This is a genomic window from Burkholderia sp. BCC0097 (assembly GCF_902832985.1).
Taxonomy (GTDB): Bacteria; Pseudomonadota; Gammaproteobacteria; order Burkholderiales; family Burkholderiaceae; genus Burkholderia; species Burkholderia orbicola.
The window spans coordinates 275,438-299,987 of sequence record NZ_CADFDM010000009.1; the positions used below are offsets into that span (position 1 = coordinate 275,438).

23 protein-coding genes are annotated in these 24,550 nt (G+C 68.7%); 13 read left to right on the forward strand and 10 right to left on the reverse strand.

Annotation, left to right across the window (positions count from 1 at the left end; all coding sequences use genetic code 11):
- Window positions 1-411: 411 nt before the first annotated feature.
- On the reverse strand, window positions 412-846 hold the full coding sequence (locus HWX07_RS28835) for a hypothetical protein (protein ID WP_175878598.1): 435 nt from the start codon (window positions 844-846) through the stop codon (window positions 412-414).
- A gap of 538 nt (window positions 847-1,384) precedes the next feature.
- Between HWX07_RS28835 and HWX07_RS28840 the strand changes: the two genes are divergently transcribed.
- Both HWX07_RS28840 and HWX07_RS28845 read left to right on the forward strand, forming a co-directional pair.
- Window positions 1,385-1,639, forward strand: a complete 255-nt coding sequence (locus HWX07_RS28840) for a DUF3562 domain-containing protein (protein ID WP_012340047.1) — start codon at window positions 1,385-1,387, stop codon at window positions 1,637-1,639.
- A 201-nt stretch (window positions 1,640-1,840) separates the two neighbouring features.
- Complete coding sequence (locus tag HWX07_RS28845; protein ID WP_012340046.1) at window positions 1,841-3,640, forward strand: methyl-accepting chemotaxis protein; 1,800 nt, start codon at window positions 1,841-1,843, stop codon at window positions 3,638-3,640.
- Window positions 3,641-3,683: 43 nt separating this feature from the next.
- On the opposite strand, the gene HWX07_RS28850 is transcribed toward HWX07_RS28845, so the two are convergent.
- Complete coding sequence (locus HWX07_RS28850) at window positions 3,684-4,724, reverse strand: sigma-54 dependent transcriptional regulator (RefSeq protein ID WP_175878599.1); 1,041 nt, start codon at window positions 4,722-4,724, stop codon at window positions 3,684-3,686.
- A 395-nt stretch (window positions 4,725-5,119) separates the two neighbouring features.
- Between HWX07_RS28850 and HWX07_RS28855 the strand changes: the two genes are divergently transcribed.
- The 4 genes from HWX07_RS28855 (at window position 5,120) to HWX07_RS28870 (ending at window position 8,862) form a co-directional block, all read left to right on the forward strand.
- Window positions 5,120-7,096 carry an ATP-binding protein gene (locus tag HWX07_RS28855; RefSeq protein WP_175878600.1) on the forward strand — a complete coding sequence of 659 codons (1,977 nt, stop codon included), beginning with the start codon at window positions 5,120-5,122 and terminating at the stop codon, window positions 7,094-7,096.
- A 57-nt stretch (window positions 7,097-7,153) separates the two neighbouring features.
- A complete protein-coding gene (locus tag HWX07_RS28860) occupies window positions 7,154-7,564 on the forward strand; it encodes a BON domain-containing protein (RefSeq protein ID WP_012340043.1) in 411 nt (136 codons plus the stop codon).
- Between the two features lie 79 nt (window positions 7,565-7,643).
- Window positions 7,644-8,189 (forward strand): hypothetical protein, encoded by a 546-nt coding sequence (locus tag HWX07_RS28865; RefSeq protein ID WP_012340042.1) that lies wholly within the window; start codon window positions 7,644-7,646, stop codon window positions 8,187-8,189.
- Between the two features lie 49 nt (window positions 8,190-8,238).
- The gene (locus HWX07_RS28870; RefSeq protein ID WP_175878601.1) at window positions 8,239-8,862 is read left to right on the forward strand and encodes a DUF4142 domain-containing protein; all 624 of its coding nucleotides are present in this window, start codon (window positions 8,239-8,241) and stop codon (window positions 8,860-8,862) included.
- Between the two features lie 22 nt (window positions 8,863-8,884).
- On the opposite strand, the gene HWX07_RS28875 is transcribed toward HWX07_RS28870, so the two are convergent.
- From HWX07_RS28875 to HWX07_RS28885, 3 genes are all read right to left on the reverse strand, one after another.
- A complete protein-coding gene (locus HWX07_RS28875) occupies window positions 8,885-9,376 on the reverse strand; it encodes a PRC-barrel domain-containing protein (RefSeq protein ID WP_175878602.1) in 492 nt (163 codons plus the stop codon).
- 96 nt (window positions 9,377-9,472) lie between these two features.
- Window positions 9,473-9,904: a CBS domain-containing protein gene (locus tag HWX07_RS28880; protein WP_006491217.1), complete on the reverse strand. Its 432-nt coding sequence runs from the start codon at window positions 9,902-9,904 to the stop codon at window positions 9,473-9,475.
- Window positions 9,905-10,237: 333 nt separating this feature from the next.
- Window positions 10,238-10,486, reverse strand: a complete 249-nt coding sequence (locus tag HWX07_RS28885; protein ID WP_175878603.1) for a hypothetical protein — start codon at window positions 10,484-10,486, stop codon at window positions 10,238-10,240.
- Between the two features lie 139 nt (window positions 10,487-10,625).
- On the opposite strand from HWX07_RS28885, the gene HWX07_RS28890 reads away from it, so the two are divergent.
- The 5 genes from HWX07_RS28890 to HWX07_RS28910 all read left to right on the forward strand — a co-directional run bounded on the left by HWX07_RS28890 (window position 10,626) and on the right by HWX07_RS28910 (window position 16,717).
- Window positions 10,626-10,925, forward strand: coding sequence for a hypothetical protein (locus HWX07_RS28890; protein ID WP_012340036.1), 300 nt, complete (start codon window positions 10,626-10,628; stop codon window positions 10,923-10,925).
- A gap of 307 nt (window positions 10,926-11,232) precedes the next feature.
- Window positions 11,233-11,544, forward strand: coding sequence for a hypothetical protein (locus tag HWX07_RS28895; protein WP_041492268.1), 312 nt, complete (start codon window positions 11,233-11,235; stop codon window positions 11,542-11,544).
- Window positions 11,545-11,747: 203 nt separating this feature from the next.
- Window positions 11,748-12,629 (forward strand): MipA/OmpV family protein, encoded by an 882-nt coding sequence (locus HWX07_RS28900; RefSeq protein WP_012340034.1) that lies wholly within the window; start codon window positions 11,748-11,750, stop codon window positions 12,627-12,629.
- Window positions 12,630-12,725: 96 nt separating this feature from the next.
- Complete coding sequence (locus tag HWX07_RS28905) at window positions 12,726-14,420, forward strand: VRR-NUC domain-containing protein (protein ID WP_175878604.1); 1,695 nt, start codon at window positions 12,726-12,728, stop codon at window positions 14,418-14,420.
- On the forward strand, window positions 14,417-16,717 hold the full coding sequence (locus HWX07_RS28910; protein WP_175878605.1) for an ATP-dependent DNA helicase: 2,301 nt from the start codon (window positions 14,417-14,419) through the stop codon (window positions 16,715-16,717). The genes HWX07_RS28905 and HWX07_RS28910 overlap by 4 nt, the downstream gene beginning before the upstream one ends.
- A 15-nt stretch (window positions 16,718-16,732) precedes the next feature.
- Here HWX07_RS28910 and HWX07_RS28915 read toward each other — a convergent pair whose 3' ends face one another.
- Window positions 16,733-17,506 (reverse strand): IclR family transcriptional regulator C-terminal domain-containing protein, encoded by a 774-nt coding sequence (locus HWX07_RS28915; protein ID WP_006485222.1) that lies wholly within the window; start codon window positions 17,504-17,506, stop codon window positions 16,733-16,735.
- Between the two features lie 150 nt (window positions 17,507-17,656).
- Here HWX07_RS28915 and HWX07_RS28920 point away from each other — a divergent pair, with 150 nt between their 5' ends.
- Window positions 17,657-17,890, forward strand: coding sequence for an AbrB/MazE/SpoVT family DNA-binding domain-containing protein (locus HWX07_RS28920; RefSeq protein WP_012340030.1), 234 nt, complete (start codon window positions 17,657-17,659; stop codon window positions 17,888-17,890).
- A 45-nt stretch (window positions 17,891-17,935) separates the two neighbouring features.
- Here the strand turns inward: HWX07_RS28920 and HWX07_RS28925 are convergent, their stop codons facing one another.
- The 3 genes from HWX07_RS28925 to shiA form a co-directional block, all read right to left on the reverse strand.
- Window positions 17,936-18,307 carry a DUF4440 domain-containing protein gene (locus HWX07_RS28925; protein WP_012493332.1) on the reverse strand — a complete coding sequence of 124 codons (372 nt, stop codon included), beginning with the start codon at window positions 18,305-18,307 and terminating at the stop codon, window positions 17,936-17,938.
- A gap of 358 nt (window positions 18,308-18,665) precedes the next feature.
- The gene (locus tag HWX07_RS28930; RefSeq protein ID WP_175878606.1) at window positions 18,666-19,967 is read right to left on the reverse strand and encodes a UDP-N-acetylglucosamine 1-carboxyvinyltransferase; all 1,302 of its coding nucleotides are present in this window, start codon (window positions 19,965-19,967) and stop codon (window positions 18,666-18,668) included.
- Between the two features lie 204 nt (window positions 19,968-20,171).
- Window positions 20,172-21,479, reverse strand: a complete 1,308-nt coding sequence (gene shiA / locus HWX07_RS28935; RefSeq protein ID WP_175878607.1) for a shikimate transporter — start codon at window positions 21,477-21,479, stop codon at window positions 20,172-20,174.
- Between the two features lie 357 nt (window positions 21,480-21,836).
- Here shiA and HWX07_RS28940 point away from each other — a divergent pair, with 357 nt between their 5' ends.
- Window positions 21,837-22,964 (forward strand): VOC family protein, encoded by a 1,128-nt coding sequence (locus HWX07_RS28940; protein ID WP_012340026.1) that lies wholly within the window; start codon window positions 21,837-21,839, stop codon window positions 22,962-22,964.
- A 243-nt stretch (window positions 22,965-23,207) separates the two neighbouring features.
- Here the strand turns inward: HWX07_RS28940 and HWX07_RS28945 are convergent, their stop codons facing one another.
- A complete protein-coding gene (locus HWX07_RS28945) occupies window positions 23,208-24,548 on the reverse strand; it encodes a type II toxin-antitoxin system HipA family toxin (RefSeq protein WP_175878608.1) in 1,341 nt (446 codons plus the stop codon).
- Window positions 24,549-24,550: the final 2 nt, after the last annotated feature.

Sequence of the window (24,550 nt, forward strand, 5' to 3'; positions counted from 1 at the left end):
CGGCGGGTCTGTCGTGCTTGCACACGATCCCGCGCCTGCATGCGGGTAGCCATTTCCACCGCATTCGCTTCCGTCACATCATTTCAGGAGCCGCGCCACGGGTTTATACGGCGCGTCGACCGACCGGGAACTCTCTGGCACGAGGGTAGGCAACCGACGACGGTTGCCTTGGAGGACGGGCGGGGTGCAAGTCACCCCGTCCGCTTTCCGCGTGGCCCCGTCGAATCCACTTCCCGCAGCAAAGGGTGTTGAATGCGGCCGCGTCGAGCGGCGCATCATCGCGCGCGTTCGCTTCGATATGGATCGAGACGACCGTGAACGCGTGCACGGCAGCGCGCCGGCATGGCAGCCGCGCCGTGGCGCGCGCAGCCATCGCACGGTACCGTACCGTATGTCGGTGAAGTACGGAGATCAGAGGGTACGAAGAGTGGATCGCAGGTCGTGCCGACGGCCAGCGCCGCGTCGTACCCGCACATGCGGACGCACGACATGCAGCGGCGCACACGCGCTGCACGTGCGGCTACGCAAACGATTCGCATGCGGCCAGCCAGGGCGTGCCTTGCGGCGGGGCTCCGATCCGGCCGGCGCATCGGCCGCGTGTCGTGCACAGAGCGCCGCGGCGAACCGCTGCAACGCGAGGACCGACCCCGCGACGCTCTGGTATTTTTCGCGGCCGATCTGCCCGTCGAGCGTGACGAGCAACCCGGCCTCGCGTGCGAGCGCGAGCAGGGTGTCGAGATCGTCGGACGGACGGTTGCCGCCCGACGCGGCCCGGGCGGGCAGGGCGCGCGCGTTGCCCGACGCGCGCCGCTGGCCGTCCCGGGCCGGCAAGTTGCGATGTGCCATGGTTGGTCTCCTGCGCCGGACCCCGCATGCCGGCTCGACGGCCGACTGAGCGATGTTCCGGTATGAACGCCTGGTTCATGTGACCAGTATCGTGTGGCGAGGGCGCGCTGCCAAGCGGCGCGCGCTGAAGTCGCTGTCAGGAAATTGCGCGATGCGTATCGGAATCCGCTGACACGCGCGGCGGCCGACCGGCCGGTCCGGCGCATTCGTCCGACGAATGCATGGCAGAGGCGCGCTTGACGCATGATTTCGGACGATCTAAGTTTCCCCACTGCATCGGCGTCGCGCGGCGTTCCATCCGCCGCCGGTCGCCAGTGTCGCGCCCGGGGTGGCGTGGCAGGGCTTTCAGTTTCGTTCGCGGGCCATGTGCATCGCGAACCCCGCGCGGCCGGTTCGGAAACGAATCGGCGCGGCGGCACGCAATGTGCCGTTGATCGCGCGCAAACACGCGTCGGCGCATCGTACGCCGCTCGTCTATCCAGTCTTTAAGCTTCCAGTACCGTCATCTTTTCGTTCCTCGACCGTCAGGAGTCTGTCGATGTCCAAGGACAATTTGCTCGATTCACTCAAGGAAGCCGCCGAACGGCGCGCGATCGGCGCGGATCAGCTGCGTGCGATGCTCGACGACGAAGTGCGCGCGCTGTCGTCCGGTGCGCGCGTGCACGACTACATCCATGTATTCGCGATCCGGCACCTGCGCGAGCGGATGCGCCAGAAGGACGATTTGAGCCGCGATACCCGGGCCGACGCGGCGCCCGCGGACGACGATCCGCGTCCGAGCCACCGGTTGTAGCGGAGGGAAGCCGGGCGCCGGGACCGGCGCGCGGCACGCCCGTCGAAGCCGGGCATCCTGACGATCCGCCGACAGTCGCCGACGCGTTTCGTCATATGATTCATTGAATTGTCACAACGACCTCAAGTAAGCGGTGCGATTTGCCGTTTACCCGGTGAATTCGTCCACCGGGCGTTCCCGCTCCCTTACCGAGTCGTTGCCATGTTCTCGTCCATTCGCGCCCGCATCCTTGCCGCGTGCGTCGCTATCGTCGTATTCGCGCTGGTCGCGTCGACCCTGATCAACTATTTCATCGCACGCTCGTACAACGACGACGCGATCGACCGCAACCTGATCTCCGTCGCCAGCGGCCACGTGGTCGGGATCGCCGACTGGGTCGCCACCCGCAGCCGGATGATCGCGTCGCTGCAGGACGCCGCGCTGACGCCCGATCCGCTGCCGGTGTTCAAGCAGATGGCCGCGGCCGGCGGCTTCACGAACGTCTATGCGGGCTACGCCGACAAGGCGTTCCACTTCTCCGATCCGACCGGCATCCCGCCCGACTACGACCCGACCGGCCGGCCGTGGTACAAGCAGGCCGCGCAGGCAGGCAAGCCGGTCGTCACGCCGCCGTACGTCGATGCCGGCACGGGCAACCTCGTCGTCACGTTCGCGGTGCCGATCCTGCGCGACGGCGCGCTGAAGGGCGTGGTCGCCGCGGACGTGTCGATGGACAGCGTGATCGCCAACGTGAAGTCGATCCGCCCGACGCCGGCGAGCTTCGGGATGCTGGTCGACAGCAGCGGCCACGTCGTCGCGCACCCGGACGCCAAGCTCACGCTGAAGCCGGTCGCAGACGTCTCGCCCGAACTCGGCTCGCTGGGCGTGGCCTCGATCGCGGCGGCGAATGCGCCGGTCGAGGTCGGCGTCGGTGGCGACGCGAAGCTGGTGCGCGCGAAACCGGTGCCGGGCACCGACTGGTACGCGCTGGTGCTGCTCGACAAGACCGAAGCGACGGCCGGGATGCGTTCGCTGCTGACCGCATCGCTGATCACGCTGATCGTGATCGTCGGCGTGGCGTCGCTGATCATCGGCGCGATCACCGCGACCGCGTTCCGCCGCCTGTCGCAGGTACGCCAGGCGATGGCCGCGATCGGCTCGGGCGCCGGCGACCTGACGAAGCGGCTGCCGGCCGACGGCCGCGACGAAGTCGCCGACATCGCGCGCTCGTTCAACAGTTTCGTCGACAAGCTGAACGACGTGATGCGCCAGATCCGCGACGCCAGCGAATCGGTGCGCACGGCCGCGAACGAGATCGCGGCGGGCAACCAGGACCTGTCGTCGCGGACCGAATCGGCGGCGGCGAGCCTCGAGGAAACGGCCGCGTCGATGGAAGAGATCACCGCGACCGTCGGTCAGTCGGCGGCGGCCGCCGGCCAGGCCGACGAACGCGCGGCGGCCGCGTCACGGATCGCGTCGCACGGCGGCGTGGTCGTGTCGGACGTGGTCGCGACGATGGGGAAGATCGAGGAAGCGTCGGGCCGGATCGGCGACATCATCGGCGTGATCGACGGGATCGCGTTCCAGACCAACATCCTCGCGCTGAACGCGGCCGTGGAAGCGGCCCGCGCGGGCGAACAGGGCCGCGGCTTCGCGGTCGTCGCGCAGGAAGTGCGCAGTCTCGCGCAGCGCAGCGCGCAGGCGGCGCGCGAAGTGAAGGTGCTGGTCGAATCGACGGTCGCGAGCGTGTCGGCCGGGTCCGGGCAGGTGCGCCAGGCCGGCGACACGATGCGCGAGATCGTGGCCAACGTGTCGAACGTGACGACCATCATCTCCGAGATCACGCACGCGGCGAACGAGCAGACACGCGGCATCCAGGAAGTGAACCGCGCGGTCAGCCAGCTCGACGAAATGGTGCAGCAGAACGCGGCGCTCGTCGAACAGTCGACCGCGGCGGCCACCGCGCTGCAGTCGCAGGCGAACGCGCTGGCGACGACGGTCGGGCAATTCAAGGTGGCCTGATTCGGCTGGCGACTGACGGCCCGCGGCATGCGGGCCGCACCGCTTACGAGTCGTCCTGGTCACGCATCAGCGCGAGCCGGTTGTAGAGCGTCTTCAGGCTGATGCCGAGCGCCTTGGCCGCGCGCGGCTTGTTGCCGTCGAAGTGACGCAGCGTCTCCGCGATGAAGCGTTGCTGCGCATGGTGCAGCGTCGCGCCGACCGGCAGCGCCATCGCGCCTTCCGCCGTGCTCTCGGCTGCCGGCAGCGCCTGCTTCGGCAGCGCGACGTCGATCCCTTCGTCCGCCAGGATGTACGCGCGCTCGATCGTGTTGTGCAGTTCGCGCACGTTGCCGGGCCACGAATACGCGCGCAACGCGGCGATCGCCGCGTCGGTCAGCCGCTTGTGCGCGCGATGCCGCGCGTTCAGCGTGTCGACGAATTCCTGCGCGATCATCTCGACGTCGCCGTCGCGCTGGCGCAGCGGCGGCACGTAGATCGCGAACGCGGCGAGCCGGTAGAACAAGTCCTCGCGCAAGCGGCCGTCGCGCACCGCATCGGCCGGATTGTGCCGAGTGGCCGAGACGAACCGCACGTCGAGCGGAATCGGCTCGGTGCCGCCCACGCGCACGATCGTGTTCGACTCGATCGCCCGCAGCAGTTTCACCTGCAGCGCCGCGGGCATTTCCGCGATTTCGTCGAGCAGCAGCGTGCCCCCGCGCGCGGCTTCGAAGAAACCTTCACGCTGCGTGATCGCGCCGGTAAAGCTGCCTTTTTCGTGCCCGAACAGTTGCGCCTCGGCAAGCTCGGCCGGAATCGCGCCGCAGTTCATCGGCACGAACGGGCCGTCGTGCCGCGCGCTCAGATCGTGCAGCCGACGCGCGACGATATCCTTGCCGACCCCGCTTTCGCCGGCAATCATCACGCTCGCGCGGTTCGGCGCGATTTTCTCGATACGGCCGAGCAGCGTGCGCATCGCGGCAGACCGGCCGGACAGCCGGCGACCGTCTGCGCGCTGCTTCGTCCGGTTGGCGGATTCACCCATAGGCGTTCGCGGGCCGTTTTGAAAAACGGCATCACACGTTCCGTTGATTGCAATATTTATCATCGACAGCGAAACGACCGCAAAGGTGCCGCCGTATAGAAAATTCCAATGTGCGCGGCGCGAGCGAAAGAAGCAGGCCATCGGTTTCTTTCGCAAGCCGTGGCGTGACACCACGTTCGAGTCGGCCCGCGCTTTTTTTACAGAAACCCGATGAAAAAAGCGGCCGGCCGCACATTACGACGGCGTGCGACGGCGCGGGAGGCGAGGGAGACGACCCACCACGTCGCCCGTGCGGGCGCAGCGGCCAGCCTCCATTGCCGCGACCGTGAGATCCGTGCGCCACCAGGTACGCTGTTTGCTGGCGTTTTCACGCTCGCCCGGCGCGTTCGACGGCACGCCGCATGGCCGACAGGGGGTATGCCTCCGCACGACGACAGCCGGCGCGATGCAAGGATGCAATGACGACTCTGACCCGTGAGGTGTTCCGGCAGGGGGCATGGGTCGTACTGGCCGTCGGGCTCGCGACCGCGCTGCAAGCGTGGGCGATTCGGGTTGTCGGCGAGCACGCGCCCTTTGCACCGCTGCCTTTTTACGCAGGTGTGGCGGCCGCCGCATGGCTGACGTCGTTCGGCGGCGGCCTCGCCGCGGCCGCCGCGAGTGTCGGCGTGATCGGCGCATTGTGGTGGCGCGACGCGTCGCTGCCGGCGCTGCTGGCGCAAGCCGGCGCGTTCGTCGCGATCAGCTTCGTCGAATGCGTGCTGGTGGCGGTCGTGAAGCCGCTGCTCGCGAACGATCGGTTGCGGGAGATCGGCGACGACGAGAGCGAGCCGTCGTCCGTGAGCGTGCCCGACGACGGGCTGCTGCGCCGGGTGGTCGATGCGTCGCCCGACGCAATCGTCGGGACCGATGCCGCGCGCCGGATCACCAGCTGGAATCCGGCCGCGGCCAGCATCTTCGGCCTCGATACGGCCCAGGCGAACGGCCGCGACATCGTCACGATGATCGCGCCGCGCTGGTTGCGCCGGCACGCGGTGCCCGCGTCGTTCGCGGACCTGCGCGCGCCGGTCGGGCCGCTCGACGTACTCTGCGTGCGCCCCAACGGCGGCCGTTTTCGCGCCACCTTCGCCGCGTCGCCGATCGTCGACGCGCAGGGCCACTGCGCGGGCCTGTCATTGACGTTGCGCGAAGCGGGCGAACGCCGCCGCAGCGAACGCCACCACCTTCGCTCGCTGCGCGGCGCCCGCGACGCGCGCGTGCAGGCCGACGCGTCGAACCGGCTGAAGGACGAGCTGCTGGCGACGGTGTCGCACGAACTGCGCACGCCGCTGAACGTGATCTACGGCTGGGTCGAGGTATTGCGCAACGCCGACGGGCAGGATTTCGCGCAGCAGGCGGTCGACGCGATCGATCGCAGCGCGCGCTCGCTGTCGCACATGGTCGCCGACCTGCTCGACGCATCGTCCCTCGCGACCGGCCGACTGCGCCTCGAACGCGTGCCGGTCGACCTCGTGCGGATCGTGCGCGACGCCGCGCGTGAACTCGACACGACCGCCCAGGCGAACGGGCTCGTGCTGTCGACGGAATACGCGATGCCGGCCTGCGTGATTCCGGCGGATGGCGAACGCCTGCGCCAGCTCCTGTCGAACCTGCTGTCGAATGCGATCAAGTTCACGCCGCCGGGCGGCCGCGTCAACGTATCGCTGACGCGCGCCGGCGAGCGCGTGCGGCTGTCGGTGTCCGACACCGGGCAAGGCATTGCGCCGGAATACCTGCCGCACCTGTTCGAGACGTTCAGCCGGCCGGAAGGCGCGTTCACGTCGCCGAAGCGCGGCCTCGGGCTCGGCCTGTCGATCGTGCGCAACATCGCGCAGCTGCACGGCGGCGAGGTGGTCGCGACGAGCGCGGGCGCCGGGCGCGGCATGACCGTCACGGTCACGCTGCCGGCCGGCTGGGACGCCGACGATCCGATGGAGCAGCCGTCGCGGGCGAAGGGCGCGTCCGACACGGTCGCGCTCGACGGCCAGCGCGTGCTGGTGGTCGACGACGACGCAACGTCCCGGACCAGCCTCGCGGCGGCGCTCGAAACGATGGGCGCACAGGTATCGACCGCGCGGTCGGGGCACGATGCGCTCGAAGCGGTGGAGCGGCAGCCGCCGAGCGTCGTGCTGTCGGATCTCGCGATGCCGGACGGCGACGGTTACTGGCTGCTGGACCGGATCCGGCGCTTGCCGAACGGCGGCGGACATCTGCCGGTCGTCGCGGTGACCGCGCACGCCGGCAAGGCCGACCGGCGCCGGGTGATGGCCGCAGGATTCGATGCCTATCTGTGCAAGCCGGTCGACATGCCGACGCTCGCGAGCGTGATCGTCGACGTCGTACCGGATGACGCGGGCGACACGGGCGACACGAGCGACGGGAAGCCGCGTCGGCGGTAGCCAGCCGTATCCATACGGCGCGGCGGCGGGTCGATCGCATACGAAAAAGGAGGCACGATGGACGCAACGGAACACACGCGGCACGACCGCACCGGCGGCAAGCCGGCGCGCACGCGACACAGGACGCCGGTCGTGCCGATCGCGAGCATACTGATGCTGTCGTGTGCATGGATCGCGACACCCCGCTACGCATCGGCCGAGGAGGGCACGCGTGCGAAGCTCGCCAGCCAGGCGTCGGCCGTCGGGGGCCAGATCCGCGATGCGACGCTCGCGTCCCGTGTCAGGGCCGCGCTCGTCGCCGAACGCGGCCTGGCCTCAGGCGACATCGACGTGCAGGTGCGCGACCGCGTGGCCGAACTGACGGGCAACGTGCCCGACGAGCGGCAACGCGCGACCGCGATCCGCGTCGCGCACGACGTCAGCGGCGTGAGCGGCGTGCGCGACAAGCTGCAGATCCGCCGGAAGTAACGTGATGCGCGGGCCAGCGCCGGGCCGATCGGGCGTCGCGCGCCCGCGACCCTGCGCGTCACCGGGCAGGAGGTTCGACATGGACACCATCATCGCGGGCCGTTTCTCGCGGCTCGAGCAGGCGGAACGCTGCGCGGAGCAATTGCGCGGCCACGCCATGCACCGGGACGACGTGAAGGTCTTCTTTCTCAATCCGCCGGGACAGCACGCACTGTTCTGGCTTGGCGGCGACGTCTATGCGGACTCCGCCGCGCGGCCCGGCGGCCTCGGTGCGCTGGAAGGCGTGGCCATCGGCGCGATCGTCGGGCTCGTCGGGGCCGCGCTGCTGTATCTGGGCGGGCTGCATTCCCCCCTCGCGTGGATCGGCGTGCCGCTCGTCGGCGGCTATGTCGGCGCGTTGTGCGGCGCGCTCGGCCGGATGCGCGGCGATGCGCCGGAAGGGCACGGCGCGCTGAAGCAATGCGAAAACGGCGTGGTGCTGGCCGCGCACGTGACGCGGCGCACGATCACGTTCGCGGAGCGGACGATGCTCGCCGCCGGCGCGCTGTCGGTGGAGCGTACCGAGGGCGCGTGGCACAACGGCGCATGGACCGATTTCTTCACGTCGGCCCATCGTCCCGCGTGACGGCAAGCCGCGCGGCCGGCCCGCTCCGTCGCCCGACACGGAGGCGCGGATGACAAAAGCAAACCGGACGAAGCAAAGCAGGCGTCGACCGGTGGCCTTGGCTGGGGCCGCCGCCGGCGTCCTGACGCTTGCCCTCTCGCACGCGCAGACGCCGCCCGCTTCGTCCGCGCAGGTCGCGCCGGGCGTCATCCGTCCGGGCCCGACCGCCGACGAGGCCGGCATGACGCAGCGGCCGACCGGCATCGACGCCGAGTTCGTCGACAAGGCGGGCATGCTCGGCAAGGTGGAGCGACAGGCAAGCCAGCTCGCGCTCGACCGCTCGTCGAACGCGGAAGTCAAGGCCTTCGCACGCCGGATGCTCGACGATCACGCGCGTATCGCGGACGAATTGCGGCGCATCGGGGCGCAAAAAGGCGTGCCGGTACAGACGCGGATGCTCGTCGATCCGGCGGTGACGGCATTGCGAGCGAAGGAGGGGCGTGCGTTCGATACGGCGTATGTGGCGCTGGCCGGGCCCCGCGCGCACGAAGCGGCGATCCGGCTCTACGAAACGGAGGCAAAGGACGGCCGGGACCCACAGCTGCGCGCATTCGCGGCCCGCACGCTGCCGGTATTGAACGCACACCTGAACGCCGCGCGGCAACTCGCGAAGACGGTGGCCGCCGCGCGGTGACCGGCTTTCAGGCGGGCAGGCTTCAGTGTTGCCGCGTGGCGTCTTCGGGGCCGCCCGGCGACGCCTCGTACGGCGGTGAATCGAGCGCCGTTTCGCCTTCCTCGATCAGCCAGTACGGCGAGCTGCCGTAGTACGCATGCAGTGCTTCGGCCCATTCGGGGTCGGCCATCGTGGGCCAGCGGCTCTTGTCGAAGCCGGGCGCTTCGCGCACACGGGCGGTGTCGACGGGCAGCACGAAGCATTGACGCTCGGCGTCGAGGACGAGCGCGTTCCACGGCACCGCGAGCAGCTTGTCGCCGATCCCGAGCAGGCCGCCGGACGACACGACCGCATACGCGATTCGCCCGGCGCGCACGTCGAGCATGATGTGGGCGATCTTGCCGATATCGTCGCCGTCGATCGTCAGCACGCGATCGCCTTCGAACGTGCTGGCGGCCATCACGTCGGGCCCCGGCCCACCTCCGGCCGTGCGCGAATTCGCGCTGGCGACGCGCGACGGTTTGTCCGTTGTCATCGAAAACCTCCTGGTCGAAGCGGCAGCCCGGCCACGCGCGAACGCGTTGCGCGGGTATTGCGCCGGGGTAGCAGCGCGGGATGAGGGAAACGCCGGTCAGCGGCGGCGCGGTAGCGATACGTCCTCGAGCGTATTGGCCAGCTCGTCGCGCGCCGGGCCGCCCGCGCGCGTCGCGATGTCGCCGAGCGACACCATGCCGACCAGCTTCAGGCTGCGGTCGAGCACCGGCAAACGATGCAGTTGCACGTCGGCCATCCGTTGCTGGACGTCACCGACGCCGTCGTCCTCGACACACCACTGCACGGGCCTGGACGCGACCGCCTGCACGGGCGTATCGGGCGAGTGGCCGTGCGACAGCGCCCGCACCGCGAGGTCGCGATCGGTCACGATCGCGACGAGTTCGGTGCCGTCGCAAACCGGCAGCACGCCGATATCGAAGCGCTGCATCAATTCGGCCGCATGGCGAATCGTGTCGGTCGGCGCGACGCAGACTACGTCGCGCGACATGATCTCGTTGACGCGATACATGAACGCCTCCTTCGTGATCGGGACGATACGGGAGCAGGCCGCGTGCCGCGCGCGATGCGCACACGCCGGGCCCGGGTTGCCGAGCGACGGAGAAATTTGCCAGCCCGCTTGTACATCTTCCACGGCGGCAGCCGCGGCGTCGATGCGGGACGTCAGTGGCCGATGCCCGTCATCGTGACGATCGCCAGCACCACCGCGCTTTCGATCGCGGCCAGCGCGGCGACGCCGGCAGCACCGCTGATTTCATGCCATCTGCGTTCAAGGACTTTCATCGGATTGCCTCCTGATTTGACCGGCGCGCGCACTGCCATGCACCGCGCGCCAGTGCCGCCGTCAGCCGTGATCGCGGGGCGGGGAAGGGACGTGCGGCGGGCGACGTTCGCGCTCGCCGGACGGCTTGGCGGGCTCGATGCGCGTCGCACCGCCGACGGCGGGCGGGTCGCTGGCCGGGAACGTCTCCTCGAGCCCTTCGTCGATGCGCTCCTCCGTCTTGTCTTCGGACGGCGGGCGCGACGTGGCGAGCCGGAGCAGGCCGGCAGCCGGTGACACGGCGTCGCGGCGGCCGGGGGCGTGAGCGGTCATGATCGAACCTCCTTGTCGATGAAAACGCGCAAGCGGCGTACCCGCGGCATCCGCGGCACGACGCTTGCAAGCCGGCGGGAACCGGCAGGGCATGCGGATACGACGCATACGCGTCCGGTATGGACGAGAGGACATCGCGATGAATGCAGCCAGGGAAAGGATACGTTACGACGCGAACGTCTGCGGCGGCGACTTCGGCCACGTTCGCGAGCGTTTCGCCGCATGGAAGCGCGAATCGCTGGTCTATCGGCCGGAGCGGCGCATGTTCGACGGCAAGGACGAGGTGCGCGAACTGAACGACACCGTCTACGACGGTCCCGAACGTGCGCAGCAGGCGCTCGTCGCGCGATGCGAACCGTCCGATCCGTTCGCGCTCGCCGTGCAACTGAGCGCCGAGGGGCGCACGATGTGGCTCGTCATGGCGGCGTACGACGCCTGAACCGGGCGGCCGGGTTCACGGCGCGGGAGCAGGTACGGCGCTTGCTGGCAGTCGTCTCGCCATCGAGATGCGCGCGCCGTCGCGCAGGAGTGACATGAACACGCCATCCATGCTGCACCGCCCGGAACCGACGACCCCCGACGTCGACCCCGATCCGCCGCCGCCCGGGCACGACGATCCGGTCGATCCGCCCGTGCCCGACGGCTTGCCGCAGGGCGACCCGCCGTCGAACCCGCCGCCGATGCGGATGCCGGGCGGGGGCAGTGCGCCGCCACCGGCCGCGCGAACACTGAAAAGGAGGACCGTCATGGACATTCACGTGCAATCGCCAGACAAGCGCGCGATCGCTCAGGTACTGGGCCGCTATTTCGAATCGCGTTCGCTGCGCTATCACATCGAGGAGTTGCCGGGCGGCGTGCTGCAGATCGGTTTTCGTGCGAGCGGCCGCCCGGTCGCCGTCACCGTTTCGTTCGACGATGCCGCATACGACACCTACACGCACTGGGACGCGAGCCAGAAGCAGCTCGCGCTCGGCCGGCTCGCCGACGGCTTCTCGCGAATGATGTCGACGCGCAGTCCGGCCGCGCTCGCCGGCGACTATCACGTCGAGCGTTTCTGATTCCGCAATCATCCCCCGGCTCATGCCGGATTCCGGCAAAGTGCCCGTACACAACGGGCGCTTTGCGTCTGTGCGCGCGTCGCGTAGGATGTCCGTTAATTCAGCGCATGCTACGTTCGCGCCGCTGGCTGCCTGCCGTTGCAGCCGGTGAAGCGCGACGCGCTTTCCCTCAGGTTCGTTTCGTGCAGCCGACGGAGATCGCCTTGACCACTGTTGCTCGCCTGTTGCAGTCACCCGGCGCACGCCGGTTCGTATCCAGCCTCTCGGCATTCGCGGCGCTCGCCGCCGCCGGCGCCCGCGACGCGTCGGCCCAGACGCCTTCGCCGCTCGGCGAATGGCAATACACGGCGGGGGTCCCGCTCCAGAAACTCTTCGATCCGAACATCCCCACCTGGCAGGTGAGCGTCGGCGCCGCGATGACGCTGCAGCCGCGCTATGCGGGCTCCGACCGCTATCGCGTGATGGGCGGCCCGAATTTCGACATCCGCTATCGCGACCTGTTCTTCCTGTCGACGGGCGAGGGGCTCGGCGCGAACGTGCTGCGCGGGCCGAACTGGCGCGTGAGTTTGTCGGTCGGCTATGACCTCGGGCGCCGTTCGGCCGACGATCTCGGCCACCTGAACGGTCTCGACAACATCAACGCGGCGCCCGTGATGAAGCTCGCGGCCGACTACGTGGTCTCGAAGGATTTCCCGCTCGTGCTGCGCGCGGACGTCCGGCGCAGCATCGGCGGGTCGAACGGCTGGACCGGCGATTTCTCCGCGTACATGCCGATGCCCGGCAGCAACGAGCACTTCTTCTGGTTCGCGGGGCCGACCGTGACGTTCGCCGACTCCCGCTACATGAACAGCTGGTTCGGCGTGAACCCGGGCGCCGCCGCGCGCTCGGGGCTGCCGGCCTATTCGTCGGGGGCCGGGATCAAGTCGGCCGGCGTGGGCATGACGATGGTGTGGTTCGTGAACAAGCACTGGTTCGTCACGATGGACGGTGCGCTCGAGCAGCTCGTCGGCCGCGCGGCGCGCAGCCCGATCACCCAGCAGTCGACCAACGGCGTGTTCGACATGTCGGTGAATTACCAGTTCTGACCGGGGCCGGGCGGCGGAAGGGCGATGCCGCGCGCGGCATGGCCCGTCATATTTGCTATGATTCCGACCTGTACAAACGTACAGTGATCGATCCCCGTGACGCCTGCCTCGCCGACGCCTCCGGCGGTTTACTACCTGACCAATTTCGAACGCGCGCTGGCCTGGCTCGGCGAGCGTTACGACGACCTGTTCGATGCGCACGAGCACGCATTCGTCCGGCAGTTCGCGACGCTGCCGCAGGCGTCGCGCGCGCTGCTCGTGCGGATGCTGATGCGCAACGGGTCCGATTTCCGCGCGAGCAAGCTCGTGTACGACGAGATCGGCTGCACGCTCGATGCCGCCGCACCGCTCGTCGCGCTCGGCTGGGTCGATCCGGCGCCGGCGCTCACGCTCGACGCGCTGTTCGCGCTGTCGACCAAGGCCGAGCTGCTGCGCATCTTTCCGGCGCTCGCCGCGCATGCGGGCGAGCGCAAGGCCGACTGGCTCGAGCGGCTGCGGCCCACGCACGACGTCGCGCAACCGCTCGACGCCTGGTGCGCGCAGCCCGACGATCGCGTGCTGCGCGTGACGGTCGGCGCGCTGTGCGACCGGCTGCGGCTGATGTTCTTCGGCAATCTGCATCAGGACTGGAGCGAATTCGTGCTCGCCGATCTCGGCGTGTTCCAGTACGAAAGCGTGCCGATCGCGCCGTCGTCGCGTGCGTTCCAGCAGCGCGGCGACGTCGATGCGTATCTGGCGCTGCAGATGTGCCGCGACGCGCTCGAGGCGTGGCCCGACGATCTGCCGTTCGACGACCTGATCCGCGCGCTGGACGCGGTCGACTGCGCGCAGCCGTGGCTCGCGACGCGCCGCGCGAAGCTGCTGTTCGCGCTCGGTCAGGCGTGCGAGCGCCGTGCCGACTGGTGCGCCGCGCTCGACGCGTACACGCGCAGCGCGTGGCCCGGCAGCCGGCACCGGCGCATCCGCGTGCTCGAACGCTGCGGGCGCGACGACGACGCGCTCGCGCTGGCGCTCGACGCGCGCGGCGGCTTCGAGAGCGACGAGGAACGCCAGCGGGTCGAGCGCATGCTGCCGCGCCTGCAGCGCCGCGCCGGGCAGCGGGTCGAGCGCGCGGCCGCTGCCGCGGCCGTGCCACGCGAGACGCTCGTGCTCGCCCGCCCCGACGCGTCCGTCAGCGTCGAATTCGCGGTACGCGATCATCTTGCGCAGCCGGCCTCACCGGTTCACTACGTCGAAAACACGCTGATCAATTCGCTGTTCGGGTTGCTGTGCTGGGAGCCCGTGTTCGCGGCCGTGCCCGGCGCATTCTTTCACCCGTTCCAGCGCGGCCCGGCCGACCTGCACGCCCCCGATTTCGCGGTGCGCCGCGCGGCGGCCTTCGACGCCTGCTTCGCGCAGCTCGAGTCGGGCGCGTACCGCGACACGATCCGCCGGCATTTCGCGACGAAAACCGGGCTGCAGTCGCCGTTCGTGTTCTGGGGCGTGCTGACCGACGCGCTGCTCGACGAAGCGCTCGCGTGCCTGCCGCCCGAGCATCTGCGGCTGTGGTTCACGCGCCTGCTCGCGGATATCCGCAGCAACCGGTCCGGCTTGCCCGATCTCGTGCGCTTCTGGCCCGACGAGCGGCGCTACGAGCTGATCGAGGTGAAGGGCCCCGGCGACCGGCTGCAGGACAACCAGACGCGCTGGCTCGCCTACTGTATCGCCCACCGCATGCCGGTGCGCGTCGTCGACGTCGAGTGGGCCAGTGAGGGCGTGGCGCACGCCGAAGCGGCGGGGCTGTCCGCATGAGCTACGTCGTCGCGGTGCGGGCGATGTGCGAGTTCACCGCGCGGCGCGGCGATCTCGACCTGCGCTTCACGCCCGCGCCGACCGCGCTCGAAGGCATCGCCGGCCACGGCGCGGTCACGTCGAAGCGCGGCGCGCGCTACGAAACCGAGATCGCGCTGGCCGGCACGTGGGGCACGCTCACCGTGCGCGGCCGCGCGGACGGCTACGATCCCGTGGCGAACCGGCTCGAGGAAATCAAGACCTATCGCGGCAGCCTCGACGCGATGCCGGCCAACCATCGCGCACTGCACTGGGCGCAGGCGAAGGTCTATGCGCACCTGATGTGCGACGCGCGCGAGCTCAAGCAAATCGACGTCGCGCTCGTGTATTTCGACATCGTGTCCGAGCGCGAGACCGTGCTGACGGAAACGCTCGATGCCGGCACGCTTGCCGCCTTCTTCGCCGAGCAGTGCGCGTGCTTCGTCGGCTGGGCCGAGCGCGAGACGGCCCATCGCGCCGCCCGCGACGCGGCGCTGCGTGCGCTCGCGTTTCCGCACGGGCAGTTCCGCAGCGGCCAGCGCGAGCTGGCGGTGGCCGTCTATCGCGCGGCGCGCGACGAGCAGTGCCTGATGGCGCAGGCGCCGACCGGCATCGGCAAGACGCTCGGCACCGTGTTTCCGCTGCTGAAGGCATGCGGCGAGGGCGAGCTCGACCATGTATTTTTTCTGACCGCGAAAACGCCCGGCCGCGCGCTTGCACTCGAAGCGGCGACGACGCTCGGTGCCGGCACGCCCGCGCTGCCGCTGCGCGTGCTGGAACTCGTCGCGCGCGACAAGGCGTGCGAGCATCCGGACCTCGCGTGCCACGGCGAATCGTGCCCGCTTGCGAAAGGCTTCTACGACCGACTGCCGGCCGCGCGCGATGCGGCGATCGGGGCCGGGCTGCTCGATCGCGATACCGTGCGCACCGCGGCGCTCGCGCACGACGTCTGTCCGTATTACCTGGCGCAGGAGCTTGCACGCTGGTCGGACATGATGATCGGCGACTACAACTACTACTACGACGGCAGCGCGATGCTGCACACGCTCGCGCAGCAGAACCAGTGGCGCGTCGGCGTGCTCGTCGACGAAGCGCACAACCTGCTCGACCGCGCCCGCAAGATGTACAGCGCGTCGCTCGATCCGTTCGCGTTCGCGGCCGCGCGCGAAGCCGCGCCTGCCGCGCTGCGCAAGGCGTTCGACCGGCTCGCCCGCGCGTGGGGCACGCTCAATCGTGCACAGGCCGAGCGCTATGCGGCCTATCCCGACGTGCCGGGCCCGATCGTGTCGGCCGTGCAAAACCTCGTCGCGGCGATCGGCGAACACCTGACCGACGCGCCGCGCGCGAACGGCGACGCGCTGCTGCGCTTTCATTTCGAGGCGATCCAGTTCGGCGTGCTGGCTGAAGCGTTCGACAGCGCGTCGATCTTCGACGCGACGCTGCATGGCGAACCGATGCCGCGCCAGGCAGGACTCGACGGCGTCGCGACGGCGGGCCGCCGGCGCCGCGTCCAGTCGACGCTGTGCGTGCGCAACGTGATCCCGGCCGGTTTCCTCGCGCCGCGCTACGAAGCCGCGCGCGCGACCGTGCTGTTCTCGGGCACGCTGAGCCCGTTCCATTTCTATCGCGACACGCTGGGGCTGCCCGGCGATACGGGCTGGCTCGACGTCGACGGGCCGTTTCGCGCCGAGCAACTGACGGTGCGCGTCGCGAGCCACGTGTCGACACGCTGGCGCGACCGCGATCGCTCGCTCGAGCCAATCGCCGACCTGATCGCCGCGCAATACGCGGCCCGGCCCGGCAACTATCTCGGCTTCCTGAGCAGCTTCGACTACCTGGGGCGCGTGGTCGCGCTGATGCAGACGCGCCATCCAGACGTTCCCGTGTGGGCGCAGGCGCCCGGCATGGCCGAAAGCGAGCGCGACGCGTTTCTCGCGCGCTTCGACGCCGGTGGACGCGGCGTGGGCTTCGCGGTGCTGGGCGGGGCCTTCTCGGAAGGCGTCGATCTGGTGGGCGAGCGGCTGATCGGCGCGTTCATCGCGACGCTCGGGCTGCCGCAGGTCAACGACATCAACGAGCAGATGCGGCGCGCGATGGACGCGCGCTTCGGCAACGGTTACGACTACATGTACCTGTATCCGGGGCTGCAGAAGGTCGTGCAGGCGGCGGGGCGCGTGATCCGCACCGAGCAAGACGAGGGCGTCGTGCATCTGATCGACGATCGTTACCGACGGCGCGAAGTGCGCAATCTGCTGCCGCGGTGGTGGCGGATCGGGTGACGGCGGCGCCGGTCGCTACAGCACGTTGAGCATCGCGAGCGCGGCTTCCTGCAGATGCGGCAGCACGCGCCGCACGGCCGCGTCGGTCGTCTCCGCGCCGATCGGCATATTCGTGCTGAGCGCGGCGACGACTTCGCCGTGACGGTTCTTCAGCGGCACCGCGATCCCGCGTACGCCGACCTGCAATTGCTGCTCGATCGCCGCGTAGCCGGCGTCGCGCGCCTGGTCGACCTGTTCGAGCAGCCGCGCCTTGTTGGTGATCGTGTGCGGCGTGAACGGCGGCAGCTCGGTCTCGTCGAGCCACGCGCGCACGGCTTCGCGATCGGGATGATGGGCGAGCAGCACGACGCCGGGCGACGTCAATGGCGCCGGCACGCGCGCGCCGAGCACGAAGCCCGTCGTCATCACGCGCGACACGCCGTTGCGGGCGATGAACACGAGCTCCCAGCCGTCGAGCACGCTGACGTACGCCGATTCGTTCAGCGATGCGCTCAGTTGCTGCAGATAAGGCTGGACCGTGCGCGGCAACCGCGCCGAATCGAAGTACGACCAGCCGACCCGCAGCACGCGCGGCGTGAGGCCGTACAGCTTGCCGTCGGTGTACACGTAGCCGAGAGACTCCAGCGTCAGCAGGTAGCGCCGCGCGGCCGTGCGCGTGAGGCCGGTGCGCGCGGCGGCCTGGGTAGGCGTCATGCGCGCGTGCTGGCTATCGAATGCCTCCAGGATCATCAGGCCTTTTTCGAGGCCGGCAATCCAGTCGCGTCGGTCGAGGTCGGGCTTTTTCGTCATGGGCGGCGCGCGGGTAGATGCGCGGTATTCGCGCAGGAATGGGCGATTATCGCGCGAGTGGTGGGGTAACGGGAAATCGGTCGATCCGCCATCCTTGTCCGCTGGATAGCGGCAGATATAGAGTCGACGACATCTATTCAAGGAGGTCGTATGCGGGTTGCGAAGTGGGGGAATAGTCTGGCCGTGCGCCTTCCGGCCGGTCTGGTCGATGAGTGGGGGCTGCGTGAAGGCGACGAAGTCGAAATCGTCGTTTACCGTGCAGGTGCTTTGGCTGAGAGCCGCAACGCGAGCCCCAAAGCAATTCTCCTGCCGTTGAGGCGTTTCAGAGGCAAGCTGCCAGGCGATTTCAGGTTCAGGCGGAACGACGCAAACGAGTCGGATTGAGTCGACTCATTCAAGCGCCGGGACGCAGCCGCGGCGCGGTCCAGCTTACTTGTGTTCGTGGCGGAGCGAGGCAATGCGCCATCGCGCGTCGATCACGCACCACTGCTCGACGAAATCGAAGCGGGAATCGATTGCCTGGTTGATTCGTACCGTCCCGATGCCCGTTATCGTCGCCCGTTGTCCGCGCGTAACGATTTGCATGGTTTCGTCCCGATATGCGATACCCGATCTGTTCGATGCACGTTCGGCCGCTACGACGCGCATTCGCGCAAGAAATTGCGCTTTCGTGCGAATGTGAGCTTCGTGCAGAACAAAGAAGTTCGGGCTTGCGACGAAATCGAGCTGTTCGACGTCGGCGTGACGATACGCGTCGATCCAGACGTCGCGCATCTGCGCCAGGGTGAATCGGGGTTCCATAGGCGGTGCATTGTCCTGCTGGAGCGCGGGTGCGCGGTTTTTTGGCGCTATCCGCGGGGGTCAGGAAGGCAGCCTATGGCCGGGCTCATGCTTGGGCAATTGGACAGGTCTGAATCTGGTTGTGCCGTGAGCGGGAAAATGCCGGCAGGGCGCGGGAGTAGACGTCCCGATGACGCATCGTCGGGCTGGCGCTGACTGCGGGGAAGAGGCGTGAAGCAGCACGCAGTGTGCTGCCGTAAGCAGATGACAACCGATGGCAGAACGCTGCGCGGCCGCGCATGGAAGCGACCGATACGGCATGAAAAGCCGAGGAACCGGATGCGACGCGACCGTTGCGCGCGCCGCATCCATCAGGGATTTACTCGCTGCTCGTCCACTCGACGTTCGCGCCGACCGAACGCAGGTTCTCGACGAAATGCGGATGTGCGCGGCGGATCGGCAGCGCGTTCATGATTTCCGAGCGGCCTTCGATGCTCGCGGCCACCATCAGCAGCGCGATCGCGACGCGGATGATGTACGGGCTCTCGACGCGCGCCGGCGTCAGTTGCAGCCCGCCGAATGTGATCAGCCGGTGCGGGTCGGACAACAACACGTGCGCGCCGAACTTCGACAGTTCGCCGGACCAGCCGAGCGCGCCGTCGTAGACCTTGTTCCAGAACATCGCGCTGCCTTCCGCGCGCACGCCGAGCGCGATGAAGATCGGCAGCAGATCGACCGGCAGGTACGGCCACGGTGCGGCTTCGACCTTGGTCAGGATGTTCTGCGTGAACGGCCGGCGCACGCGCAACGGGCCGTCGCGGTGCGCACGCGACCAGCCGTCGCGGTGCGTGACGGTCACGCCGAATTTCGCGAACGTGCGGTCGATCAGCGGGAAATGCTCGGGCGACGAGTTGCGCACCGTGATGTCGCCGCCGGTGATCGCGCCGAGCGCGAGGAACGTCGCGATCTCGTGGAAATCCTCGGCGAAGCGGAACTCGCCGCCGCCGAGCTTGCCGCCGCCCGTCACGCACAGCCGCGACGTACCGATGCCCTCGATCGCGACGCCGATCATCGCGAGGAACTGGCAGAACTCCTGCACGTGCGGCTCGGAGGCCGCGTTCATCAGCGTCGACGTGCCGTTCGCGGCCGTCGCGCACAGCGCGAAGTTCTCGGTGGTCGTCACCGACGCGTAGTCGAGCCAGTGATCGTTGGCCGTCAGCGGGCCGTCGGTACGGACGATCAGCGAATCGGGCGTGCGCTCGATGTGCGCGCCGAAACGTTCGAACACCTCGACGTGCGGATCGATCTCGCGCACGCCGAGCGTGCAGCCTTTCACGTCGTTCTCGAGGCGCGCGACGCCGAAGCGTGCGAGCAGCGGCGGAATCAGCATGATCGACGAACGCATCGCCTCGGGCAGCCGATGGACCGCCGGATCGAACTTGGTGTTGCGATGGTGAAGCTCGAGCAGACCCGTCGTGAAATCGACCGACACGTCGCTGCCGAGCGTGCGGAAGATGTCGAGGATCTTGCGCACGTCGGTGATGTCGGGCACGCCGACGAGGCGCAGCGGCTGATCGGTCAACAGGGTGGCGCACAGAATCGGCAGGACGGCGTTCTTGTTCGCGGACGGCTTGATGTCCCCGCGCAGCGGAGTGCCGCCGTGGACGATGAGATTCGACATGATATGGGGGCGTATCGGTGACTGACGTAGGCCCATATGATGCCATTGGTCGGCACGCGGCGTGGCATGTTCCGACGGGAAAAGGGGGAATCGGCGCGCGTAACTGACAGTGTTTGACGTCGCGCCCGAGAGGCGACCGGTCGAATGTCATCCGGCATGGCGAAATGGCCGGCCGCGAATCGGACCGGCCATTCGCTCAGGTCGTCATCGCGCCGCCCGCATCCGCGCGGCGACCACCAGCGAGATCAGGCAGCCGACCGCCAGGTAGCCGGCGACGAGGTGCCACGAACCGCCGGCCACGCTGACGAGGCCGACCGCGATGAACGGCGTGAACCCGCCGCCGACGACGCTCGCGAACTGGTAGCCGACGCCCGCGCCGCTGTAGCGGTATTCGGCGCCGAACAGCTCGGTGAACAGCGGCTGCTGGACGCTCACGACCATGTCGTGCGCGGCGTTCGCCAACAGGATCGAAAAGATCACGATCCACGCGATCGACCGCGCTTCCAGTGCGACGAAGAACGGCACCGCGGACGCAAGACCGATCAGGGCGCCGATCAGGTAGATACGGCGCAGGCCGTAGCGGTCGGCAAGCCACGCGAAGCAGGGAATCGTCACGCAGCTCACCGCGCCTACCAGCAGGCCGATGTTCAGGAACAGGTCGCGCGACATGCCGAGGTTCGTCGTCGAATAGCTGAGCGCGAACGCGGTGACGATGTACATCGTGAACAGTTCGGCGAGCCGCAGCGCGACGATCAGCAGGAACGCCTTCGGGTGGCGCGTCAGCGCTTCCAGCACCGGCAGGCGGAGCTTGCGGTTGCCGTGCTCGACCTTCTCGACGAACTCCTGCGATTCGTCCATGTTCTTGCGCACCCACAGCCCGATCAGCACCAGCACGATGCTGAACACGAACGGCAGACGCCAGCCCCACGACTTGAACGCGGCCTCGCCGAGCGTATGACTGAGGATCGAGACGATGCCGGTGGCCAGCACGAGCCCGACGCCGTAGCCGACCTGCACGCCGCTGCTGTAGAACGCCTTCTTCTGCTTCGGCGCGCTCTCGACTGCCATCAGCGCCGCGCCGCCCCATTCGCCGCCGACCGCGAAACCCTGGATCGCGCGCATCAGCACCAGCAGCACGGGCGCCCACCAGCCGATCGTCGCAAACGCCGGCAGCAGGCCGATCGCGACCGTCGACAGCCCCATCAGCATCACGGTCAGCACGAGCATCCGCTTGCGGCCGAGCCGGTCGCCGTAGTGGCCGAACACGATGCCGCCGAGCGGCCGAAACAGGAAGCCGACGCCGAAGGTGGCGAACGCTGCGAGCGTACCCATCGTCGGGCTGACTTTCGGGAAAAACTCGGAATTGAACACCAGCGCGGCGACGATCCCGTACAGCAGGAAGTCGTACCAGTCGACGACGGCGCCGACGAAGCTGCCGATCGCGGCCTTGCGGGTCTGGCTGCGCGCACGGGCGCCGGCGGCGGCGTCGAGGGTGTCGAAGGTAGGGGTCATGGCGATGTCTCCTGGCACGGCGCATCGTGGATCGTGGCGGCGCCGCGTCCGATGCTGCATTGAAGTCGATGGGTGAACGGAGAATAGGGCGCGGACCGCGCGGCGGCAATTGGCCAATCGGATAAAGTGCGCGATTATCGTTCAATTCCGTGCGATTATCGAACGCTTTTCGGGTTTGCACTAGGCAGCGAGGCGATATCCCGTTCGGCCGGGGTGTGCCGCCATGAACGATCTGGTTAAAATCTGCAGCATCGACAACTCGCCCGTTCGGGGCGGAGGCAAGGCCGCCACATCGGCCGCGCATGCCGCACGCGACAGGCCCGATTCCCCATCGACCGCATGCCCCCGGAGACTGGAATGCCCGGCAATTCCCACCCCTTGTCCAGCGATACGCCGCCCGTCGCCGATCCGGCCGCCAATCCGCTCGGGATGGCCGGCCTCGAATTCGTCGAATTCGCGGCGCCCGTGCCGGACGCGCTCGCGCAACGCTTCGAGCAGCTCGGATTCAAGGCGATCGCGCGGCACGTCAGCAAGAACGTCACGCTGTACCGGCAGGGGCAGATGCATTTCCTGATCAACGCCGAGCCCGATTCGTTTGCCGCGCGCTATGCGGAGGAGTACGGGATGGGCGTCTGCGCGATCGGGTTGCGCGTGGCGAACGCCCGGCGTGCGTTCGAACGCGCGATCCAGCTCGGAGCGTGGGCGTTCGAAGGCGAAAAGGTCGGCGTCGGCGAGCTGAAGATCCCTGCCATCCAGGGCATCGGCGATTCGCATCTGTATTTCGTCGACCGCTGGCGCGGGCGGGACGGCCAGCGCGGCGGCGTCGGCGACATCTCCATCTTCGACATCGATTTCCGGCCGATCGACATCGCGACCGCGCATACCGATCTCGACTGCGCGGGCGTCGGCCTGCTGCAGGTCGACCACTTCACGCAAACCGTAGGCGCGGGACGGATGCAGGAGTGGCTGGATTTCTACCACGACCTGCTGCATTTTCGCGAGATCCACCAGATCGACGCGCACTGGCATGTGTCGGAGGAATCGCGCGTGATGGTGTCGCCGTGCGGCGCGGTCCGGATTCCGGTCTACGAGGAAGGCACGCGGCGTACCGACCTGATGCATGCGTACCTGCCCGACCATCCGGGCGAGGGCGTGCAGCACGTCGCGCTGGCCACCGACGACATCCTGTCGTGCGTCGATGCCCTGCGGGCGAACGGCGTCGAGTTCATCGAGCCGCCTGCGCGCTATTACGACGACGTCGATGCGCGGCTGCCCGCGCATGGCGTGGATCTCGACGCGCTGCGCCGCCGCGCGGTGCTGGTCGACGGAGAGATCGGCAGCGACGGCGTGCCGAGGCTGTTCTTCCAGACCTTCGTCAAACGCCGCCCCGGCGAGATTTTCTTCGAGATCGTGCAGCGCAAGGGGCACCACGGGTTCGGCGAGGGCAACCTCGCGGCGCTTGCCCGCGCGCGCGACGCAAGCTGAACGGTCAGGCGCCGGTGTCGGGCACGCCTTCGGTCGTGCCGATCTTGCAGACCGCGGCGAAATCGTGGCCCGCTGCGCCGAGCATGCGGCGCGGCCCGTGTACCGGTAACGCTGCCAGGCGCCAGGCGTCGCGGCCGTACGCATCGCGGCGGCGGGTTGTACAGCGACGACAGGGAGTGGTGGCTCGGCAGCCATTGAACCAGCGCAGTGAAGACCGATGCCCCGTCGCGGCCGGTCGGTTCGTCACGCCGGATCCGCCTCCGCGAGCTTGCGGCTGTGCCGACGCATGCCCGCGAAGATCGCGTCCGCTACGTCCGCCGGAAAATCTGCAGGGATCTGCGCGGCGGCTTCGGTAATCGCGTGCTCCGTCCGGGCGGCGACGGCCGCCATTGCGGCACGCACGTCGTCTTCGGTCAAGCCGACGCGCCGGCCCTGCGCGATCCAGTGGCGCGGCTGGATTTCGCCGATCACGTAGTGCCGGTTCTTCCCGCAGACGGCCATCGCGAGACGTGCGCGGCGCGGCGGAATCTGGTTGCGGCGCGTACCGATGATCGGATGCGCGGACAGCACGTCGTACAGCGGCGTGCTGCGATACGCGTTACCGGGCAGGTGCGCGATGCTGAAGTTCTTCGCGTGGCCGTCGATTGCCGCCAGCACCCAGAACACCAGTTGTGCGACGAAGAAATTCATCCGGTCGCGAGAGGCATCGGCCGAATTCGCGAGGAGGCCCATGATCGTCTCGATGCCGGGGCCGCCGTCCGATTCGTATTTTGCCCCCGACGGCGTGCCGGTCGCCTGGCACATGTCCTCCTGCGGCAGTCGCAGGATCCACGAGCCGTCGCGTGACGGACGCCGGTCGAAACGCTCGACGATCAGCACCTTCTGGTCGTCGAACCGGCCAATCTCGCACGGCGCGACCGACAAGCCGTACGCGGCGACGAGCTTCGAGCACAGCCACTCGTTTTCGACGGACGTGCGCATGTCGGCCTGCATGTTGCCGACGCGCCCGAGCGGCAACTTGAAGATGTGCGTCGTCGGCGTGCTGCCCGACGGCCGCAGCCAGCGATCGCGCTGACGCAGCAGCGCGGTCTTTTCCTGCGCGCCGGCAATCGACAGGCGCAGATCGGCGTCCGGCTCCGCGCGGCCGGGCAGCGGGGTGGCGGTTGCGTGGCGCAGTACCTCGGCAACGGCTGTGTCGTCGAGGGGCGCGCCTTCGATCGCCTCGAGATCGACGGGCGTCTCACCGGGCGGCAGCATCTGGATCGCGCCGACGCAGTCGCGGCCGATCGACGCGAGCAATTCGAACGGCGCCGTCGATCCGAGCCGGTAACGCTGCGCGATGCGGCGGCGGATCGGCTCGCTGTCCGGCAGCAGGTTGTCGAAGTAGTCGGCCACGATCGCGCCCTGGTGCGGCTGGTTGCCGGGCGTGAAGGGCAGCGATAACGACAGTGGCCGGCCTTGGGGATCGTCGAGCCAGTCCGGCAGATAGACAAGACGCTCGACCCCGCGGCGGATTTCCCAGTAGCCGACGGGAATGCCGTTCATCCACAGATCGAGCCGGTCGTGGCGGGCGCGTGCGGCCATCG

Coding starts and splice junctions, on each gene's coding strand:
- HWX07_RS28835 (WP_175878598.1), bottom strand. CDS start 846: ATGGCACATCGCAACTTGCCGGCCCGGGACGGCCAGCGGCGCGCGTCG.
- HWX07_RS28840 (WP_012340047.1), top strand. CDS start 1,385: ATGTCCAAGGACAATTTGCTCGATTCACTCAAGGAAGCCGCCGAACGG.
- HWX07_RS28845 (WP_012340046.1), top strand. CDS start 1,841: ATGTTCTCGTCCATTCGCGCCCGCATCCTTGCCGCGTGCGTCGCTATC.
- HWX07_RS28850 (WP_175878599.1), bottom strand. CDS start 4,724: ATGATAAATATTGCAATCAACGGAACGTGTGATGCCGTTTTTCAAAAC.
- HWX07_RS28855 (WP_175878600.1), top strand. CDS start 5,120: ATGACGACTCTGACCCGTGAGGTGTTCCGGCAGGGGGCATGGGTCGTA.
- HWX07_RS28860 (WP_012340043.1), top strand. CDS start 7,154: ATGGACGCAACGGAACACACGCGGCACGACCGCACCGGCGGCAAGCCG.
- HWX07_RS28865 (WP_012340042.1), top strand. CDS start 7,644: ATGGACACCATCATCGCGGGCCGTTTCTCGCGGCTCGAGCAGGCGGAA.
- HWX07_RS28870 (WP_175878601.1), top strand. CDS start 8,239: ATGACAAAAGCAAACCGGACGAAGCAAAGCAGGCGTCGACCGGTGGCC.
- HWX07_RS28875 (WP_175878602.1), bottom strand. CDS start 9,376: ATGACAACGGACAAACCGTCGCGCGTCGCCAGCGCGAATTCGCGCACG.
- HWX07_RS28880 (WP_006491217.1), bottom strand. CDS start 9,904: ATGTATCGCGTCAACGAGATCATGTCGCGCGACGTAGTCTGCGTCGCG.
- HWX07_RS28885 (WP_175878603.1), bottom strand. CDS start 10,486: ATGACCGCTCACGCCCCCGGCCGCCGCGACGCCGTGTCACCGGCTGCC.
- HWX07_RS28890 (WP_012340036.1), top strand. CDS start 10,626: ATGAATGCAGCCAGGGAAAGGATACGTTACGACGCGAACGTCTGCGGC.
- HWX07_RS28895 (WP_041492268.1), top strand. CDS start 11,233: ATGGACATTCACGTGCAATCGCCAGACAAGCGCGCGATCGCTCAGGTA.
- HWX07_RS28910 (WP_175878605.1), top strand. CDS start 14,417: ATGAGCTACGTCGTCGCGGTGCGGGCGATGTGCGAGTTCACCGCGCGG.
- HWX07_RS28915 (WP_006485222.1), bottom strand. CDS start 17,506: ATGACGAAAAAGCCCGACCTCGACCGACGCGACTGGATTGCCGGCCTC.
- HWX07_RS28920 (WP_012340030.1), top strand. CDS start 17,657: ATGCGGGTTGCGAAGTGGGGGAATAGTCTGGCCGTGCGCCTTCCGGCC.
- HWX07_RS28925 (WP_012493332.1), bottom strand. CDS start 18,307: ATGGAACCCCGATTCACCCTGGCGCAGATGCGCGACGTCTGGATCGAC.
- HWX07_RS28930 (WP_175878606.1), bottom strand. CDS start 19,967: ATGTCGAATCTCATCGTCCACGGCGGCACTCCGCTGCGCGGGGACATC.
- shiA (WP_175878607.1), bottom strand. CDS start 21,479: ATGACCCCTACCTTCGACACCCTCGACGCCGCCGCCGGCGCCCGTGCG.
- HWX07_RS28940 (WP_012340026.1), top strand. CDS start 21,837: ATGCCCGGCAATTCCCACCCCTTGTCCAGCGATACGCCGCCCGTCGCC.
- HWX07_RS28945 (WP_175878608.1), bottom strand. CDS start 24,548: ATGGCCGCACGCGCCCGCCACGACCGGCTCGATCTGTGGATGAACGGC.